Source organism: Streptomyces albiaxialis (assembly GCF_039530985.1).
Lineage (GTDB): Bacteria > Actinomycetota > Actinomycetes > Streptomycetales > Streptomycetaceae > Streptomyces > Streptomyces albiaxialis.
In genome coordinates this window covers 247,017-263,363 of the sequence record NZ_BAAAPE010000015.1, presented here as the reverse complement: position 1 = coordinate 263,363, position 16,347 = coordinate 247,017, and the positions used below count along the sequence as shown (strand labels likewise).

General features: G+C 74.7%; 14 protein-coding genes. 8 read left to right on the top strand and 6 right to left on the bottom strand.

The window, feature by feature from the left end:
• Positions 1-7: 7 nt before the first annotated feature.
• On the bottom strand, positions 8-589 hold the full coding sequence (locus ABD343_RS30370; RefSeq protein ID WP_344532730.1) for a TetR/AcrR family transcriptional regulator: 582 nt from the start codon (positions 587-589) through the stop codon (positions 8-10).
• Positions 590-692: 103 nt separating this feature from the next.
• Here ABD343_RS30370 and ABD343_RS30365 point away from each other — a divergent pair, with 103 nt between their 5' ends.
• Both ABD343_RS30365 and ABD343_RS30360 read left to right on the top strand, forming a co-directional pair.
• Positions 693-1,910 carry an MFS transporter gene (locus ABD343_RS30365; RefSeq protein ID WP_344532728.1) on the top strand — a complete coding sequence of 406 codons (1,218 nt, stop codon included), beginning with the start codon at positions 693-695 and terminating at the stop codon, positions 1,908-1,910.
• A 20-nt stretch (positions 1,911-1,930) separates the two neighbouring features.
• Entirely contained in the window at positions 1,931-2,725 is a 795-nt protein-coding gene (locus tag ABD343_RS30360) for an alpha/beta fold hydrolase (protein ID WP_344532726.1), read from the top strand.
• A 9-nt stretch (positions 2,726-2,734) separates the two neighbouring features.
• Here ABD343_RS30360 and ABD343_RS30355 read toward each other — a convergent pair whose 3' ends face one another.
• On the bottom strand, positions 2,735-3,532 hold the full coding sequence (locus ABD343_RS30355) for a FadR/GntR family transcriptional regulator (RefSeq protein ID WP_344532725.1): 798 nt from the start codon (positions 3,530-3,532) through the stop codon (positions 2,735-2,737).
• Between the two features lie 164 nt (positions 3,533-3,696).
• Here ABD343_RS30355 and ABD343_RS30350 point away from each other — a divergent pair, with 164 nt between their 5' ends.
• The 6 genes from ABD343_RS30350 (at position 3,697) to ABD343_RS30325 (ending at position 11,747) form a co-directional block, all read left to right on the top strand.
• Positions 3,697-4,923: a M20 family metallopeptidase gene (locus ABD343_RS30350; RefSeq protein WP_344532724.1), complete on the top strand. Its 1,227-nt coding sequence runs from the start codon at positions 3,697-3,699 to the stop codon at positions 4,921-4,923.
• Positions 4,920-6,362 carry an aldehyde dehydrogenase family protein gene (locus tag ABD343_RS30345; RefSeq protein WP_344532723.1) on the top strand — a complete coding sequence of 481 codons (1,443 nt, stop codon included), beginning with the start codon at positions 4,920-4,922 and terminating at the stop codon, positions 6,360-6,362. Before ABD343_RS30350 ends, ABD343_RS30345 begins: the two co-directional genes overlap by 4 nt.
• Before the next feature lie 385 nt (positions 6,363-6,747).
• The gene (locus ABD343_RS30340; RefSeq protein WP_344532721.1) at positions 6,748-7,548 is read left to right on the top strand and encodes an SDR family NAD(P)-dependent oxidoreductase; all 801 of its coding nucleotides are present in this window, start codon (positions 6,748-6,750) and stop codon (positions 7,546-7,548) included.
• A 40-nt stretch (positions 7,549-7,588) separates the two neighbouring features.
• Positions 7,589-7,876 (top strand): DUF3311 domain-containing protein, encoded by a 288-nt coding sequence (locus ABD343_RS30335; RefSeq protein ID WP_344532719.1) that lies wholly within the window; start codon positions 7,589-7,591, stop codon positions 7,874-7,876.
• Positions 7,873-9,384: a sodium:solute symporter family protein gene (locus tag ABD343_RS30330; RefSeq protein WP_344532717.1), complete on the top strand. Its 1,512-nt coding sequence runs from the start codon at positions 7,873-7,875 to the stop codon at positions 9,382-9,384. Before ABD343_RS30335 ends, ABD343_RS30330 begins: the two co-directional genes overlap by 4 nt.
• Positions 9,381-11,747 carry a penicillin acylase family protein gene (locus ABD343_RS30325; RefSeq protein ID WP_344532715.1) on the top strand — a complete coding sequence of 789 codons (2,367 nt, stop codon included), beginning with the start codon at positions 9,381-9,383 and terminating at the stop codon, positions 11,745-11,747. The genes ABD343_RS30330 and ABD343_RS30325 overlap by 4 nt, the downstream gene beginning before the upstream one ends.
• Before the next feature lie 180 nt (positions 11,748-11,927).
• Here ABD343_RS30325 and ABD343_RS30320 read toward each other — a convergent pair whose 3' ends face one another.
• From ABD343_RS30320 to ABD343_RS30305, 4 genes are read right to left on the bottom strand one after another with little or no spacing between them, the layout of a single operon-like run.
• On the bottom strand, positions 11,928-12,389 hold the full coding sequence (locus tag ABD343_RS30320; RefSeq protein WP_344532713.1) for a DoxX family protein: 462 nt from the start codon (positions 12,387-12,389) through the stop codon (positions 11,928-11,930).
• A gap of 45 nt (positions 12,390-12,434) precedes the next feature.
• Positions 12,435-13,616, bottom strand: coding sequence for a damage-control phosphatase ARMT1 family protein (locus ABD343_RS30315; RefSeq protein WP_344532712.1), 1,182 nt, complete (start codon positions 13,614-13,616; stop codon positions 12,435-12,437).
• 44 nt (positions 13,617-13,660) lie between these two features.
• Complete coding sequence (locus ABD343_RS30310) at positions 13,661-14,695, bottom strand: hypothetical protein (protein ID WP_344532710.1); 1,035 nt, start codon at positions 14,693-14,695, stop codon at positions 13,661-13,663.
• Between the two features lie 49 nt (positions 14,696-14,744).
• Complete coding sequence (locus tag ABD343_RS30305; protein ID WP_344532708.1) at positions 14,745-16,184, bottom strand: M20/M25/M40 family metallo-hydrolase; 1,440 nt, start codon at positions 16,182-16,184, stop codon at positions 14,745-14,747.
• Positions 16,185-16,347: the final 163 nt, after the last annotated feature.

The following is a 16,347-nucleotide window of genomic DNA, read 5'->3' as shown; positions in this document are numbered from 1 at the left end:
CCCCCGCTCAGTCCCCGAGGAGGCGGGAGACCAGGGAGCGGGTCCACTCCGGGGTGAGGGGGAGGTCGGTGAAGACGGCGCGGTAGTAGAGGGGGGCGAGCACCGCGTCCGTGGTGCGTTCGAGGGTGGGGGGCTCGCCGTCGCGCGCCTGCTCCCGTTCGAGGATCGCTTCGAGCTGTCGCTGGCGCTCCCCGCGGCAGGCCGCCGCGCCCTGCTCGCCGCCCGTGCCGATGGTGGCGCGGACCAGGGCGAGGGTGTCCGGGTCGCCGAGGTCCTTGGCGAGGTCCGCCGCGTACCGCTCCAGGTCGCCGCGGAGGCTGCCGGTGTCCGGGACCACGATGTCGCCGGTGAAGCGGCTGGTGGTGACGTCGGCGAGCAGCTCGCCGACGGAGCCCCAGCGCCGGTAGACCGTCGTGGCGTGCACGCCCGCGCGGGCGGCCACGACCGGGATCGTCAGCGCGTCACCGCCCTCGTCGGCCACCAGCTCCTCGACGGCGCGGTGGACCGCCGCGCGGACCCGTGCCGACCGGCCGCCGGGCCGGCTGCCGGACGAGAGGGCTGGGGAAGGGGCGGGGCTCGGAGTGGGCATGGGACCAGTATCGCACTGATCGCTGCTTTTAAATCGCAGTGATCGCTGCGTTTGTGGTACGTTCGCGACGAGCCGTTAACGCAACGATCACTGCGAGGTCGCCATGCCCACCCCCCGTCGCGCACCGTGGAAGGGCGCCTTCCCCTCCGTGGCCGCGGTCCTCGTCCTCTTCCTGGCCGCGTCCAGCGCGCCGTCCCCGCTCTACGCGCTGTACCAGCAGCAGTGGGGCTTCGCGGCGTGGACGCTCACCGTCGTCTTCGCCCTGTACGTGGTCGGCCTGCTCGGCTCGCTGCTCGTCGTCGGCGCGCTCTCCGACCACCTCGGCCGCCGCCCGGTGCTCGCCGCCGCGATCGGCCTGGAGCTGGTCTCGCTCGGCCTCTTCCTCACCGCGGAGAACGTGGTCGTCCTGTCCGTGGCGCGGGTGCTCCAGGGCATCGCGACGGGGGCCGCGACGACGACCGTGAGCGCCACGCTCGTCGATCTCGAACCGTCGCACGCCCGCGGCCGCGCGGGCGTCCTCACCTCGGTGTCGCCCCTGTCCGGGCTCGCGCTCGGCGCCCTCGGCTCCGGCGTGCTGGTCGAATTCGCGCCCGCGCCGACCCGGCTGGTCTACGCGCTGCTGGCCGTCGGCATGGTGCTGGCGGCCGTGGTCGTCGCGCTCCTGCCGGAGACCTCGCGGCGGCGGCCGGGCGCCCTCGCCTCGCTGCGTCCCCGCGTCGCGATGCCCGCGCGGCTGCGCGCGGACATCGTGCCGGTGGTCCCCGCGATGATCGCGAGCTGGGCGCTGGCCGGGATGTACCTCTCGCTCGGGCCGTCCGTCGCGGCCGAGCTGCTGGGCCTGCACAGCAGGCTGGTCGGCGGCGTCGTCGTGACCCTCCTGGCGGGCACCGGAGCACTCACGGTCGCCCTGCTCCGCTCCCGTTCCGCCGCCTCGCTGCTGGCCCCCGCCTCCGCGCTGCTCGGGCTCGGCACCCTGGTCTCGCTCGCCGGTACGGCCGGGCACCTCGCCTGGCTCGCGGCGCTCGGCACCGTCGTCGCGGGGGTCGGCTTCGGGGCCTCGGTCCTCGCGACGTTCGGCACCTTCGCGCGGATCGCGGAGCCGCACGAGCGCAGTGCCGTCTTCGCCCTGGCGAACATCATCAGCTATCTCGGCAACAGCGTGCCCGCCGTCCTCGGCGGCATCGCCGTCACCGCCATGGGCCTGCGGACCGCCACCGAGGTCTACGCGTTGGTGATCGCACTGATCGCCTTCTCCGCCCTCGCCCTGCGCCTGAACCAGATGCGGGCGCGGCGCCACACCACCCCCGCCACGTGCGAGTGAAACCCCTCCGAGGAGACACCGTGACCAAGACCGGCACAGCAGCGCAGGACCGCGAGACGCGGCGCGCGGACCACACGACGATCCGGTACACGGCCAGCGGCCCCGCCGAAGGCCCGGCCCTGGTCCTCGTCCACGGCTGGGGGTGCGACCGTACGGACTTCGACGCGGTGACCGCACATCTGCCCGCGCACCGCCGCGTCCTCGCCGTCGATCTCGCCGAGCACGGGGCGTCCCGCTCGACGCGGGACGTGTGGACCATCGAGGAGTTCGCACACGACGTCGCGGCCGTCCTGGAGGCCGAATCCGTGGACAGCGCCGTCGTCGCCGGGCACTCGCTCGGCGGTGCCGTCGCCGTCGAGGTCGCCCGGCAGCTCCCCCGTACGGTCACGCGGGTCGTCGCCCTCGACGCGCTGATCTACCTGGCGCTGTTCCCGGCGCAGGACGAGGAGCGCGCGGCCACGGTCGTACGCGCGTTCCGCGAGGACTTCGCCGGAGCGGTGCGAGGCCTGGTCGAGGGCGGCTCACCGGCCGGGTTCGACCCCGCCCTCAAGGAGGCGTACACCGCGCGGATGTCCGCCGTACGGCAGCCCGCGGGCACCCGGGCCATCGAGGGCCTGGTGCGCTGGGACATGGACGCGGCGCTGCGCGCGACGGAGCAGCCGGTCACCGTGTTCGCCGTACGGGAGCTGCTGGCGCCCGAGGCGGTCGAACGGTACGGGGACCGCCTCGACATCGTCCCCGTCGACCTGGGCAGCCACCACTTCCCGGCGGAGGCGCCCCGGGCCACGGCGGACCTGCTCGCCGCGCTCCTCTGACGCTCCGTCTCAGTCGTCCAGCGCCGCCCTCAGCAGCTCCCGTTCCTCGGGGGCGACGAACTCCGCGTAGTGCTCGTACAGCGCCCGGCGGCCCAGGTGTGCCGCGCGGTGGGCGTCGCCCGTCCGCAGGGCCGCGAGGACCTGGCGGTGGTGGGCGACCGAGCGGCGCATCCACTCCCCCGCGTCGCCCCCGGAACCGGTCAGCTTGCCCTCGATGACGCCGACCACCGCGTCGTGCACGGCGCGGGCGCACAGCGCCAGCAGCGCGTTGCCGCTCGCCTCGGCGACGGCGCGGTGGAAGTCGGCGTCGGCCTCGCTGAAGGCGCGCGGCCGGGCGGGAGCCGCCTCCTCCATGAGGTCCACGAGGGCCGTCATCCGGGCCAGGTCGTCCTCGGAGCGCAGCCGGGCCGCGAGACGGTAGCTCTCGGCCTCCAGGACCATCCGGAACTGCACGAGTTCGCCGAGCCCCGACAGCGACGAGCGGGCGAGCCGGGCCAGGGCCTGGCTGAGATTGTCGGGCGAGACCCCCAGCACCTCGGCGCCCTGCGGATCGCCCGGGCGGGAGCGGATGAGGCCGGAGGACTGGAGGACGCGCAGCGCCTCCCGGATCGTGGAGCGGCCGACGGCGAACTGCTTGACCAGCTCCCGCTCGGCGGGCAGCCGGGAGCCCGGCGGGAGTTCGCCGCCGAGGATGCGCTCCTCGATCTGCTCGGCCACGCGCTGGTAGGCGCGCACCGGCTGGATCGGCTCGAACGGCACGCGGTCCGCGCCGCCGCTATCCGTGCCCGTGTCCGTGTCCGTGGACATACGGCCAGTCCCCCTTCTCGTCTCCCGAGACTTCCTCGCGGGCTTCCTCGTGGGCTTCCTCGCGCTGCCCCCTTGACCGACGCCGCAGCGTACGCGCAGAGTACGGAAGATCTTCTGGTCTGACCAGTTGCCTGGCCTTCCGGGGCAGGGGACTTGGAGGTTCTATGCAATCCGCTGTCGACACCGAGGCGGCCGTCTCCCTCACCCAGGCCCTGGTGCGGCTGCGCACCGTGAACGCCGAGGGTGCCGAGGCCGTCGAACTCCCGGCGGCGACGCTGGTGTCCGAGCTGTTCACCCGCTTCGGCTGGGAGCACACGGTCACCGAGGTCGCCCCCGGCCGCCCCAACGTCGTCGCCGTCGTCGAGGGCGGCGGCGGCCCCGGGCCCACGCTGATGTTCGAGGGCCACACCGACGTCGTCACCGAGGGCGATCCGGCCGACTGGACCGTGGACCCGTACGGGGCCGAGATCCGCGACGGGAAGATGTGGGGCCGCGGCACCGCCGACATGAAGTCCGGCGTCGCCGCGATGATCTACGGCGTACGGGCGCTGGAGCAGTCGGGCCCGTTCCCGGGGCGGGTCGTGGTCGGCGTGATGGCGGACGAGGAGGGGATGATGCTCGGCGCCAAGGCGTTCGCCGCCTCCCCGCTGGCCGCCGAGGTGGACGGCGTGATCGTGTGCGAGCCGGAGGGGTACGAGGTGTGCGCCTCGGCGCGCGGCGGCATCCGGCTCCGCCTCGACCTCGCGGGCGTGATGGCGCACGGCGCGATGCCGCAGGAGGGCCGGAACCCGATCACGGCGGGCGCGCGGATCGTCACCGCGCTGGAGTCCGTCCAGGCCTGGGCCGTCGAGCGGTTCGGCACGCATCCGCACGCGGGCTCGGTCACCGTCGCCCCGACCGTGCTGCTGGGCGGCGACCCCGACCAGCTCAACGTGATCCCCGCGCACGGCGTCGTCGGCGTCGACGTCCGTACGATCCCCGGCACCGACCACCCCGAACTCGTCGCGCGCGTCCGGAAGGCCGCGGAGGAGGCCGCGTCCGCGCTCGGCGTCGGCGTGACGCTGACGGTCGTGGACGACCGGCCGTCGATCGAGATCCCCGAGGACCATCCGGTCGTCGCCGGGCTCGTCGCGGCGCACACGGCGGTGCACGGTACGCCGCCCGCGTTCGGCGCGGTGCCGGGCACGACGGACGGCACGATCCTCACGCGCGACGCCGGGCTGCCGACGGTGGTCTACGGGCCGGGCGGCAAATGGATCGCGCACCAGAAGGACGAGTTCGTGGAGGTCCGCGAGATCGGCGAGTACGCGCGGGTGTACGCGGAGGCGGCGCGCCGCTTCCTCACCGGCGGAGGCGGATCGGCGAACCGCCCGGCGGGAGGCGCCCGGTGAGCGGCTTCGACTTCCCCGCCGGGCTGCCCGTCGGCGAGGGCTGGGTGCCCGCGCCGGGCACGGCCACGGTGACGTTCCCGTACGACGGGAGCGCCGTCGCCGAGGCGCCGGTCGGCGACGAGGCCCTCGCCCGGCGCGCGGTCGAGCACGCGGCGTCGCTGCGCCGCACGGTCGCCAAGCTGCCGACGCGCACCCGCCGGGCGGTGCTGACCGGCGTCGCCGACGCGCTCGCCGGAGTGGCCGAGGGCATGGAGGACCTGCTCGTCCTGGAGACGGGCAAGCCGCGCGCCGACTGCCGTACGGAGGTGACGCGCGCCGTCGCCACCTGGCGCGCCGCGGCCGACGAGGTCGTGCACGTCCACGGCGAGACGGTGCCGCTGGACGGGCTGCCGTCCGGGGACGGCATGACGGGCTTCTGGACCCGGCGGCCCGTCGGGGTCGTCGTCGGCATCGCCGGGTTCAACTACCCGATGATGCTGGCCTCCCACAAGATCGCCCCGGCGCTGGCCGCCGGGTGCCCGATCATCGTCAAGCCCGCGCCCGCGACCCCGCTGGCCACGCTGTGGCTCGTCCATCTGGTGCGTGGCGCGCTGGAGGCGGCGGGTGCCCCGGCGGGCACGGCGCAGCTCGTCACGGGGGACGTGGAGGTGGGCCGTACGCTGACGACGCACGAGGCCGTGGCGGCCGTCTCGTTCACCGGCTCCGCCGCCGTCGGCCACCGGATCGCGCGGGACGCCGCGCCCCGCAAGGTCGTCCTCGAACTCGGCTCGAACGCCGCGCTGGTCGTCGCCGCCGACGCCGACCTCGACGCGGCGGCCGACGCCGTCGTGCGCGGCGGCTACTACGCCTCCGGCCAGGCCTGCATCGCCGTGCAGCGCGTCATCGCCGTCGCGGAGGTCGCCGCCGACCTGGAGCGGAGGATCGCCGAACGGCTCCCCGACGTCACGGTCGGCGACCCGCGCGACGAGTCCACGCGGGTCTCCGCGCTCATCGACGAGACCGCCACCGGGCGGGTCCTCACCTGGATCGAGGACGCGAAGGCGGCGGGCGCCCGGGTCGTCGCGGGCGGCACCCGCGAGGGCCGTTGCCTCGCCCCGACACTGCTCGCGGACGTCCCGGACGGGCAGCCCGCCTGGGACGAGGAGATCTTCGGCCCGGTCGTCTGCCTGCGCACGGTCCCGGACCTGGACGCCGCGTTCGACACGGTCAACGCCAGCCGCTACGGCCTCCACGCCGCCGTCTTCACCCGCGCGCTGGGCCCCGCCTTCCGCGCCCTGGACGAACTCGACGTCGGCGGCGTCGTCGTCAACGAGGTCCCGGGCTACCGCTGCGACGTCGCCCCGTACGGCGGCGTCAAGGACTCCGGCATCGGCCGCGAGGGCCCCCGCTTCGCCATCGAGGAACTGACGGTGACGAGGATGGCGGTGATCCGGCCATGACGAGCGCGACCCGCGCGGCGGACACGCCGCACAACGCGGACCCGGCGCCCCCGCCGGACCGGGCGGCCGCGCCGGACCGCACGGGCCCGGCGCGCCACCCGGACCGCACGAACGGGCCGACCACCACGGGCGATCCGGCTCCGGCGCGCCTGCCGGTCCGGACGAGCACAAGCCCGACGGACGCGCCGAACGCCCCTGCCCCGACGGGGCCTACGGGCGCCACGAGGCACACGGACACCGGGGCCCGGACCTCCGCGACCGGCCGAGCGGGAGCCCGCGACGGCGGTGGACGGGCGGCCGCGTCGTCGCGACCGCACAGGCATCGACGACACGTCACGGCGGCACGACAGGCCGCGCACGCCGTGGCGAGGAGAGAGGTGATGAGGTGACCGACGGGAGCGAGGGCCGGTACGCGGGGCTCTTTCGGCTCGACGGGCGGCGGGTGGCCGTCGTCGGCGGGGCGGGCGGCATCGGGCGGGAGGCGGCGCGGGCGTTGGCGGCGCACGGGGCCGAGGTGCTGGTCGTGGACCGCGACGCGGAGGGCGCGGCGGAGACCGCGCGGCTCGCGGACGCGGAGCGGGGAGGCGGAGCCGTCCCGTACGCGCTCGATGTCCTGGACGAGGACGCCGTACGCGCGGCCGCGTCGGAGTGGGGCCCGCTGGACGGACTCGTGGTGACCGTCGGCGTCAACGTCCGCAAGCGGATCGCGGACTACTCGCTGGAGGAGTTCGACAGGGTCGTCGCCCTCAATCTGCGCGCGCACTTCTCGCTCGTACGGGCCGTCGCGCCCGGCATGGCGGAGCGCGGCGGCGGGAGTGTCGTCTCGTTCGCGTCGATGCGCGCCTTCCAGGTCGAGCCGGGCCAGGGCGTGTACGCCGCGTCGAAGGCGGGCCTCGTGCAGCTCCTGCGGACGGCGGCGGCCGAATGGGGGCCGCGTGGCGTGCGGTTCAACGCGGTGGCGCCCGGCGTCGTGCGCACGCCGCTCACCGACCAGATCGCCGCCGACCCTGACTGGTACGACGCGTACGCGCAGGCGTCGGCCCTCAAGCGGTGGGCGCGGGCCGACGAGATCGCGGGCGCCGTCGTGTATCTGCTGTCGGACGCCTCCACCTTCGTCACCGGGTCCGTCCTCACCGTCGACGGCGGCTGGACCGCCGTGGACGGGCGCTACGACCCGTCCGTCTGAGCCACCCGAGCCACCCCGAGCCACCCCGCAAGGAGCCCTCATGCCGCACGACGATCCGCTCGACGGCCTGCCCAGAATCCGCGCGCCGCGCCCGGCCCTCTGGCTGCTGCTCGTCCCCGCGGTGCTCTACTGCGCCGCGCCGCTCGTCGCCAACCGGGTCGAACCCCGCATCCTCGGCGTGCCGTTCCTCCTCGCGTGGGTGATCGGCGCGACGGTCGTCAGCCCGCTCGTGATCTGGCTCGTGGCCCGGCTCGACCCGGCGTACGCGAAGGGCTCCGTGGAGCCCCTGCCGGTCGACGACGACGCGCACGCGGAGGGTGAGCGATGAGCGGGTCCGCGGCGATCGCCACGACCATCTTCGGGCTGGCGATGGTCGCCACGCTCGTCATCGGCGTGCTCAGCGCGCGCGGCCGGGACAAGGGCATGGCCGAGTGGTCGGTCTCCAGCCGGGGCCTGGGCGTGCTGTTCATCTGGCTGCTGATGGCCGGTGAGGCGTACACGAGCTTCTCGTTCCTGGGCACGGCGGGCTGGTCGTACTCGTACGGCGTGCCGATCCTCTACCTCGTCGCCTACCTCACCGTGGGCTACGCGGTGGCGTACGTCGTGGGCCCGGCCCTGTGGACGTACGCGAGCCGGCACAAGCTGCTGTCCATCGCGGACATGGCCGAACACCGGTTCCGTTCCCGGCCCGTGGGCATCCTGGTGGCGGTCTGCGCGACCGTCTTCCTCGTGCCCTACATCCAGCTCCAGATCCAGGGCATGGGCGTCGTCGTCAACGCGATGACGTACGACGCCGTGGACCTGAAGGTCGCCGCGATCGTGTCGTTCGTCGTGGCGGAGGCGTTCGTGCTGGTCTCGGGGCTGCGCGGGTCGGCGTGGGTGAGCGTGCTGAAGGACTTGCTGGTGATCTCGGCGGTGGCGTTCCTCGCGGTGTGGATCCCGCTGCACTACCTCGACGGGCCCGGCGAGCTGCTGGACCGGATGGTGACGGAGAAGCCCGAGTGGCTGACGTTCCCCGGACACGCCTCGGGCGGGCTGAACGGCACATGGTTCGTGAGCACGCTGCTGCTGAACGCCGTGACGATCTCCATCTTCCCGACCACCGTGGCCGGTTACCTCTCGGCACGCGACCCGAACGCGCTGCGCCGCAACGCCGTGCTGCTGCCCTGGTACCAGCTCCTCCTCTTCATCCCGATGATGGTCGGCGCCGTCGCGCTGTTCGTGGTGCCCGCGCTGGGCAACCCGGACCTGGCGCTGTTCCGGCTGGTGACGGACTCGCTGCCGTCCCCGGTCGTCGCGGTGATCGGCGTCGCGGGCGCGCTGTCGGCGATCGTGCCGATGAGCGTGTTCATGCTGGCCATCGGCACGCTGTGCGGGCGCACCCTGCTCGGCGGCGGCAACGGCGCGGATCCGCGCAGTCCCGCGCGCGAGCCCGTACGGCCGGGCGACGCGCGGGACATGCGGGTCAAGCGCATGTCGCAGCTCGTCTGCTTCCTCGCCGGTCTCCTCGCCCTCGGCGGCGCGCTGTTCTACCCGAACACGCTGGTCGAGCTGTCGGTCCTGTCGTACGAGGGGCTGGCGCAGCTCGTGCCGCTGGTGCTGCTGTCGCTGTTCTGGCGGCGGATGACGGCGGTGGCGGGCGTGGCGGGAATGCTGACGGGCCTCGCGGTCGTCTTCCTGCTGTGGGGCACGGACAACGACCCGTACCACGGCGTCAACGGCGGCGTGATCGCCCTCGCCGCGAACCTCGCGGTGGCGGCGGCCCTCACGTACGTACGCCCGTCCGCCCCCGCGACGCCGCGCGAGGCGGCGCCCCTGACGAAGGAGTCCGCGTGACCGAGACGCCGGCGCCCCACGAGACCCGCTACGAGGTCCCCGGCCTGGAGGCCCCCGTCGAGATCCTGGTCGATCGCTGGGGCGTGCCGCATCTGTACGCGGCGTCGCGCCACGACCTCTTCCTCGCCCAGGGCTTCAACGCGGCCCGTGACCGGCTCTTCCAGCTCGACCTGTGGCGGCGGCGCGGACTGGGGCTGCTGGCCGAGGTGTTCGGCGCGGAGTACGTCGAGCACGACCGCGCCGCACGCCTCTTCCTCTACCGGGGCGACATGGCCGAGGAGTGGGCGGCGTACGGCCCCGGCACCGAGGAGATGACGCGCGCGTTCGTGGCGGGGATCAACGCGTACGTGGCCCTGTGCGAGGCCGAACCGGGCCTGGCGCCGCCCGAGTTCGGGCTGCTCGGCTACGCCCCGGCGCGCTGGTCCGCCGAGGACGTCCCCCGCATCCGCAGCCACGGCCTCTCCTACAACCTCCAGGACGAGGTGGCCCGGGCCCGTACCCTGCGCGACTTCGGGCCGGAGGCCGAGGAGCTGCGCAAGGTACGGGAGCCGGGGCCGCACGCGCTGCGCGTACCGGAGGGCCTGGACCTGTCGCTGATCCCGGACGACGTGCTGCGGGTGTACGAGCTGGCGACCGTCGCCCCCTGGGCCGCGGGGTCGGCGGGCCCGGCGCCGCGCCAGGGCCTCGACGGCAGCAACAACTGGGTGCTGGCCCCGTCCCGTACGGCCACGGGCCGCCCCCTTCTCGCCAACGATCCGCACCGCCCCGTCTCGCTCCCCTCCCTGCGCTACCTCGCGCACCTCTCGGCGCCGGGCCTCGACGTGATCGGCGCGGGCGAACCGGCGCTGCCCGGCATCTCGATCGGGCACAACGGGCGGGTCGCGTTCGGCCTGACGATCTTCCCGGTCGACCAGGAGGACCTGTACGTCTACCGCACCCGGCCTGACGCGCCCCGCGCGTACGCGTACGGCGACGGCTGGGAGGAGATGGAGACGGTCACCGAGTCGATCCCGGTGCGCGGCGGCCCGCCCGCCGAGGCCGAGCTGTGCTTCACCCGGCACGGGCCGGTCGTCCGCGAACTCCCGGAGAAGCGGGCCGCGTTCGCCGTCCGCGCGGCGTGGCTCGGCCCCGGCATGGCCCCGTACCTGGGCAGCGCGGGCTACATGGGCGCGGAGAGCGCCGACGCCTTCACGGACGCGATGCGGCGGTGGGGCGCTCCGGGCGAGAACCAGATCTACGCCACGCCCGACGGCACCATCGGATGGCGCCCGGCGGGCCGCGTCCCCGTGCGCCCGAACTGGGACGGGACGCTGCCCGTGCCCGGCGACGGGCGGTACGAGTGGGCGGGCTTCCACGGCCCGGACGCGCTGCCCGCCGAGCGCGCCCCGGAGCGGGGCTGGATCGCGACCGCGAACGAGATGAACCTGCCGCCCGGCTACCCGAACGACACGCGCACGGTCACGTACGACTGGTACGCGCCGACCCGGTACGACCGCGTCGCGGAGGTCCTGTCGGCGCGCGACGACTGGACGGCCGAGGGCTGCGTGCGCCTCCAGAGCGACTACGTGAGCCTCCCGGCGCGGGCCGCGCTGCCGCTGCTGGCGGGCCTGACGAGCGACGACCCGCGCGTCCTTACGGCCCTCGGGCTGCTCCGCGACGGAGGCTGGGACGCCTCGCTCGACGCGGACTCGGCGGCGGCCGCGCTCTTCGAGGTCTGGTACCGGGGCCATCTGCGGCCCGCGCTGCTGCGCGAGGCGCTGCGCCCGCTGGTGCCGGGCGACCGGCTGGCGGAGGCGGTCGCCCGCGTGCTGCCGCCGGAGGCGGCGTCGGCGGACGCGCGGGTGGACCTGAGGCTCTTCCCGCTGGCGACGCCGGAGCTGCTGGCGGCGACGCTGGGCGAGGCCGTCGCCGCCGTCGAGCGGCTGCTCGGGCCCGACCCGGCGGCGTGGGCCTGGGGCACGCTGCACCGTGCCCACCTGCGGCACCCGCTCGCCGACAAGCTCGCCGAGGCGGGCGACGTGCCGTGGACGGCCCTCGGCCCGGTGCCGCGCGGCGGCAGCGGCGACACGGTCGGCGCCACGCCGTATCTGCCGGACCCGGACTTCCGGCAGACGGGCGGCGCGAGCTTCCGCATGGTCGTGGACGTGGGCGCGTGGGACTCCTCGCTGGTCATGAACTCCCCCGGCCAGTCGGGCGACCCCCGCTCCCCGCACCACGCCGACCACTTCGCGGACTGGGCGGCCGACCGCGCCTTCCCCCTCGCCTACACCCGGGAGCGGGTGGAACGGGAGACGACGGCCCGCCTCCTGCTCGCTCCTGCGGAGGGCCAGGACCGTGGCGGCCCGGCGCGTCGGAGAACGTGACCGGTCCCGGAGACCTCCGTCCGAGCGCCTGACGATGCTCCGGTCCGCGCTCCGGTGCCGGGCAGGGGTTGCCCCTTCCCGTGCGCCGCGGACCGCGCGTGCGCTGCGGTTGCCCGCTCCGTTCCCCGCGCCCCTGAAGCAGCCCCTTCGGGGCGCTTCGGGGCGCCTCCGGGCGCCCCGTCAGGGGCGCGGGGAACTGCGCGCCCAGGGGCACCGGCGCGACGGGCCCTTGCGGTCCCGCTTCCGGCGCCCGGCCGACCCCGCGACGGCCAGCAGCCCGCCCATGACCGAGGCGTTCTTCAGGAACTGGACCTGCTGTGCGGACCGTGCCTGCCCCTCCTCGTGCTCCCAGAACGCGTGGGCCGACAGGGTGGTCGGCACCAGCGAGCCCGCCAGCGCCAGGGCCGCCAGCCGGGGGGTCTTGCCCAGCGCCAGGAGGGCGCCCGCGCCGACCTGGACGGCGGCGTTCACCCGTACGAGCTGCACGTCGTCGTCCGGCAGCGCCGGGAGCGTCGCGCGCAGGCGGTCCAGGAAGGGCCCCGCCATCTCGGCCTTCGGGCCGGGGTCGCGCAACGAGTCCAGCCCGGAGCCGACGAACAGCGAGCTGAGGAGAGGGCGGGCGACGAGATGGAGCAGGGGCATGGCGGGACCTCTGTGGACGGGGGCGAAGGCGTGCCTCCCGCCATGTCACGCGCCGCCGGGCGCCCCCGCAACCGGAGCCCGCACCTGGATGAGCGCGTGCGCCCCGTTCGTACGCCATTCGGGGTCGGCGGCGTCCAGCGCGGCGACGGTGCTCGCCGTCAGGCCCGTCGCGACGTCCGACTTGAGGGTCCGCAGCGCGGCGACCGGCCCCGGGAAATGGGCGGTGACCTCGGCGAACGGCACCGTCGCCGGCCAGTGCCGGTCGCCCACCAGGCGGCGGTAGTTGAGGTCGCCCTTCATGAGGGTGAGCGCCGAGGAGGCGAAGTCGGCGCGCAGGTCGTCGGGCATCTCGGCGTAGCCGAGCGGGGCGCAGAAGAACGGGTGCGCGTCGAGGGTGAGCCGCCCGTCCTCCAGGGCCCGCCACAGCAGGTGCCCGGCCCGGCCCGCGGCGCCCGGCGCGGCGGCGGTCCGGCGCAGCGCGGCGAGGACGTCGGCGGTCGTGGCGTCCGAGACATAGTACGGGTGCGGCTTGATGTGCAGCCGCACCTCCGCGGCCCGGCCCGCGCCCAGCAGATGGGCGGCGAGCAGCAGATCGGGGATCAGCTCGCGGCCCGCGTTGTCGGCGACGAGGGAGACCCGGCCTCCGCCGTCGCGCAGGAGCGCGCGCAGGGCCTCGCGCTCGTCGGCGACGAGCGGGCGGTCCCCGCCCTCCTCCTCCGCGGTCAGCAGGAAGCCGAGGTCGGCCCGGTTGCCCCACAGCGCCGCGAGCAGCAGCGCGTCGGTCTTCTCGTCGACCAGGGCCCGGTCCAGCTCGTCGAGCGAGGCGAGCTGCTCGTCGACGGCGTCCCCGGCCAGCTCGGCGTCCTTGAACGGCCCGAACGGGTCGATGCCGCGCCAGGCCCCCTCCGGCGCGTGGTACCCGACGGCACCGCGGAGCCGCCGGTAGAAGTAGCTCTCCGCCCAGAGGAACGGCGCGTCCGTCCACCGCTTCCCGTAGTGCCCCCGGTCCCAGGCGCCGTTCCACAGCGCGGCGCCGGGCGCGTCGTCGGGCAGCGGCTCCATGGAACCGTGCCGGGTCTCTTCGAGGAGCGCGTCGAGGGCGGCCCGCTGCGCGGAGCTGAACGGGAAGGCGCCCTTCAGCCTCTCGAACAGTGCGGGATGCCGCTCGTGCCACACCCCGTACGGAAAGCCGTCGGGGTCACTGCTCGTGATCTCCGGTGCCGCCATCTCTCCCTCTCACCGCGCCGTTCCTCCGTTCGACCCTACGTGGGCTACTGCATCAATTCGATGTGGGGATGTCCGGGCTCCGCCGGGCAGACGTAGAGCTGCTGCTTGTAACCGCTGCCGATCTGGACCTCGGTGGGCCGCCCGGGGCCGAAGCGGCCCCCGCCGGGGGACGGTTCGGTGCCCGGGGCCTCGTACGGGGACCAGCTCCGCCCCTTGTCGTCCCCTTCCTCGAACGTGGCGATCGTCAGCAGGGCCTCCATCCCGGTGCCGCAGGCGGGGCAGGGCCGCGGGGCGGGGTCGGTGGGGCCCCAGGCGGGCCAGCCGCCGACCTTCCAGCCGGGCGCGGTGGACAGCACACAGTCGTAGTACGTGCGCGGGTCCATGTCCTCCTCGTCCGCCTGCGGCACGCTCCACTCACCGAGCCGCTCCCGCAGTTCCGCGCTCAGCTCCAGGTGGTCCGGGTACTCGGTGACCTGCTCCGGGGTGAGCAGGCACGGCTCGGGCAGATAGCCGTCGAACTGCGTCGCGGGCGGTTCGGGGGGCGTGCCGAGGACGTCGGTGACGGTGGCCGCCGAGCGCCAGAACAGCGCGGTCCTGGGCATGATCGGATGGTCGAAGGGGCACCACAGCACCTGCAGCAGGTCCGCTCCGTCAGGCGTAGGCAGATCGGGCACGTCCCGTGCGTAGAGCTGCGCGACGGGCAGCATCGCGAGGGAGCCTTCGTACGGCTGGACATCCACCCGCAGCGGGTACTCCTGAGGGGGCCGGATCCGCTCAAGGGCCGCCCGCTCCTGCGGGGTCAGGCTCCTGCCGTGCGAGGCGGCGCGGATCCGTCGCTCCAGCCGGATGTCCGCCGGGGAGAGGGCCGGGTTCATCCCGTCCACCACATGGGGCCCGTCGCAGTGGGGCCACGGCTCGTCGGCGGGCCACAGGAGCGGCCCGCCGATCGAGCTGTCGCGCCACGTCGGAGCGCCGGGGCGGGGGTGCAGCCGGGTCGCCGTGCGTGCCAGCGGGGCCAACTCGGGGAAGACCGCGGTGACATCGAGCGGCCGTGGCGGAGTGACGAGAGCGGTGTTCATGGCCACGATCCTGCCAACCGCCTCTGACAATCGCCCTCTCGGCCGGCCGCTACCTCTGAGGGGACGGGAACGCGACCGGACTGCGGTAGCCGTCGGGGCCCACCGCGCGGACGCCGAAGAAGACGTTGTCCTTGGAGAGGTCGACGCCGTGGCGCAGGGCGTCACCGGCGTCCTCGGCGTGCGTCCACCCGGCGGATGTCGTCTCGCGCCACACCACCTCGTACCGCACCGGACGGGGCCCGCCGGGCGGCCGTTTCCACACCAGTTCCGTCTCGTTCGTGAGGGCCGAGGTGACGATCCTGGCCTCGGCCGGGACCGCCGGAGCCTGGGCGAGCGACCAGAGCGTGGCGGCGTTCACGCGGGCGACCCGCGCGATGAACGGGAAGTCGCAGAACTCGGGCAGGTCCCCGTACTGCTTGCCGTCCTCCACCCGTACGTCCTGGTGCTGGTGCGCGTAGTCCTCGGCGGGCTCGGTGAACCGGGCCGCGGGGAAGCCCCGTTCGAGGAACGGGATGTGGTCGCCGCCCCGCAGATAACGGTCGCGGCGGTAGACGACCCGGACGCGCATGCCCGTCGCGTCGTTCTCGGCGACGTCCCGCACGAAGCGGGCGAGCTGGCGGGACGGCGAGTCGTTCTCGCCGCCGACGGAGCGCCGGACCTCGGCCTCCTCCTCCGTCTCGGCGGTCGGCACACCCTCCGCGAAGAGCCGGATCGTACGGGGGTCGCGGGTGCCGTCGTCGGCGGTCGAGCTGCCGACGATGTCGTTGGTGAACATCGCGGCGACCCGCGCCCCGGACTCCTTGAACCGCCCCGCCAGGTGCGCGGCCCCGTACAGCCCCTGCTCCTCCCCCGCGACGGCGGCGAAGACGAGCGTCGCGGCGGGCTTCCGCTTCGCCATCACCCGTGCCAGCTCCATGATCACGGCGACTCCGGAGGCGTCGTCGTCCGCACCGGGCGCGTCGCTCTCGGCGTCCATGGGGTCGGAGCAGCGCGAGTCGTAGTGCCCGGAGACGACGTGCACCCGGTCGGGGTCCTCGCTGCCGCGCAGGGTCGCGACGACGTTGGTGATACGGGTCGGTTCGGGGATCCGCTCGGCCGGTTCCTGGACGTACGACTGGAGTTCGACGGTCATCCGGCCGCCGGACGCCTTCGCGTACTCGGTGAGGGTGGCGCGGATCCAGTCGCGCGCGGCGCCGATGCCGCGCTTCCGGCCGGTCTGCGACGAGAGGGTGTGGCGCGTGCCGAACGAGGCGAGCTTGCGGACGGTGGCCTCGATCCGCTCGTGGTCGATCTCCTTGAGCAGGGCGCGCAGCTCGCGGCTCGGCGGCCGGCCGCCCGGCGCGGGCGCGTCGTCCGGCTCCGCCGCGTGCGCGGCTCCCTGACCGCCGAGCGCGGCGCCGATCCCTCCTCCCGCGGCGGTGGCGAGGACGGTTCTCCGGGTCGTACCGCTGATTCCGCTGGTACCGCTGATTCCTCCTCGGTCGGACACTGCTGATCCCTTCTGCGGAGGTGCCGGACAGGGCTACGGGACAGGGGCAGATTGTCTGCCCACGGACACGCGTGGGCAAGGTGGTGCCCGGCCACTCGAATGGGCCAGTCGGTGCTGCGTGCGGCCGACGGGGCACGGACCGTGTCGGGGAGGGGGCCGTCTC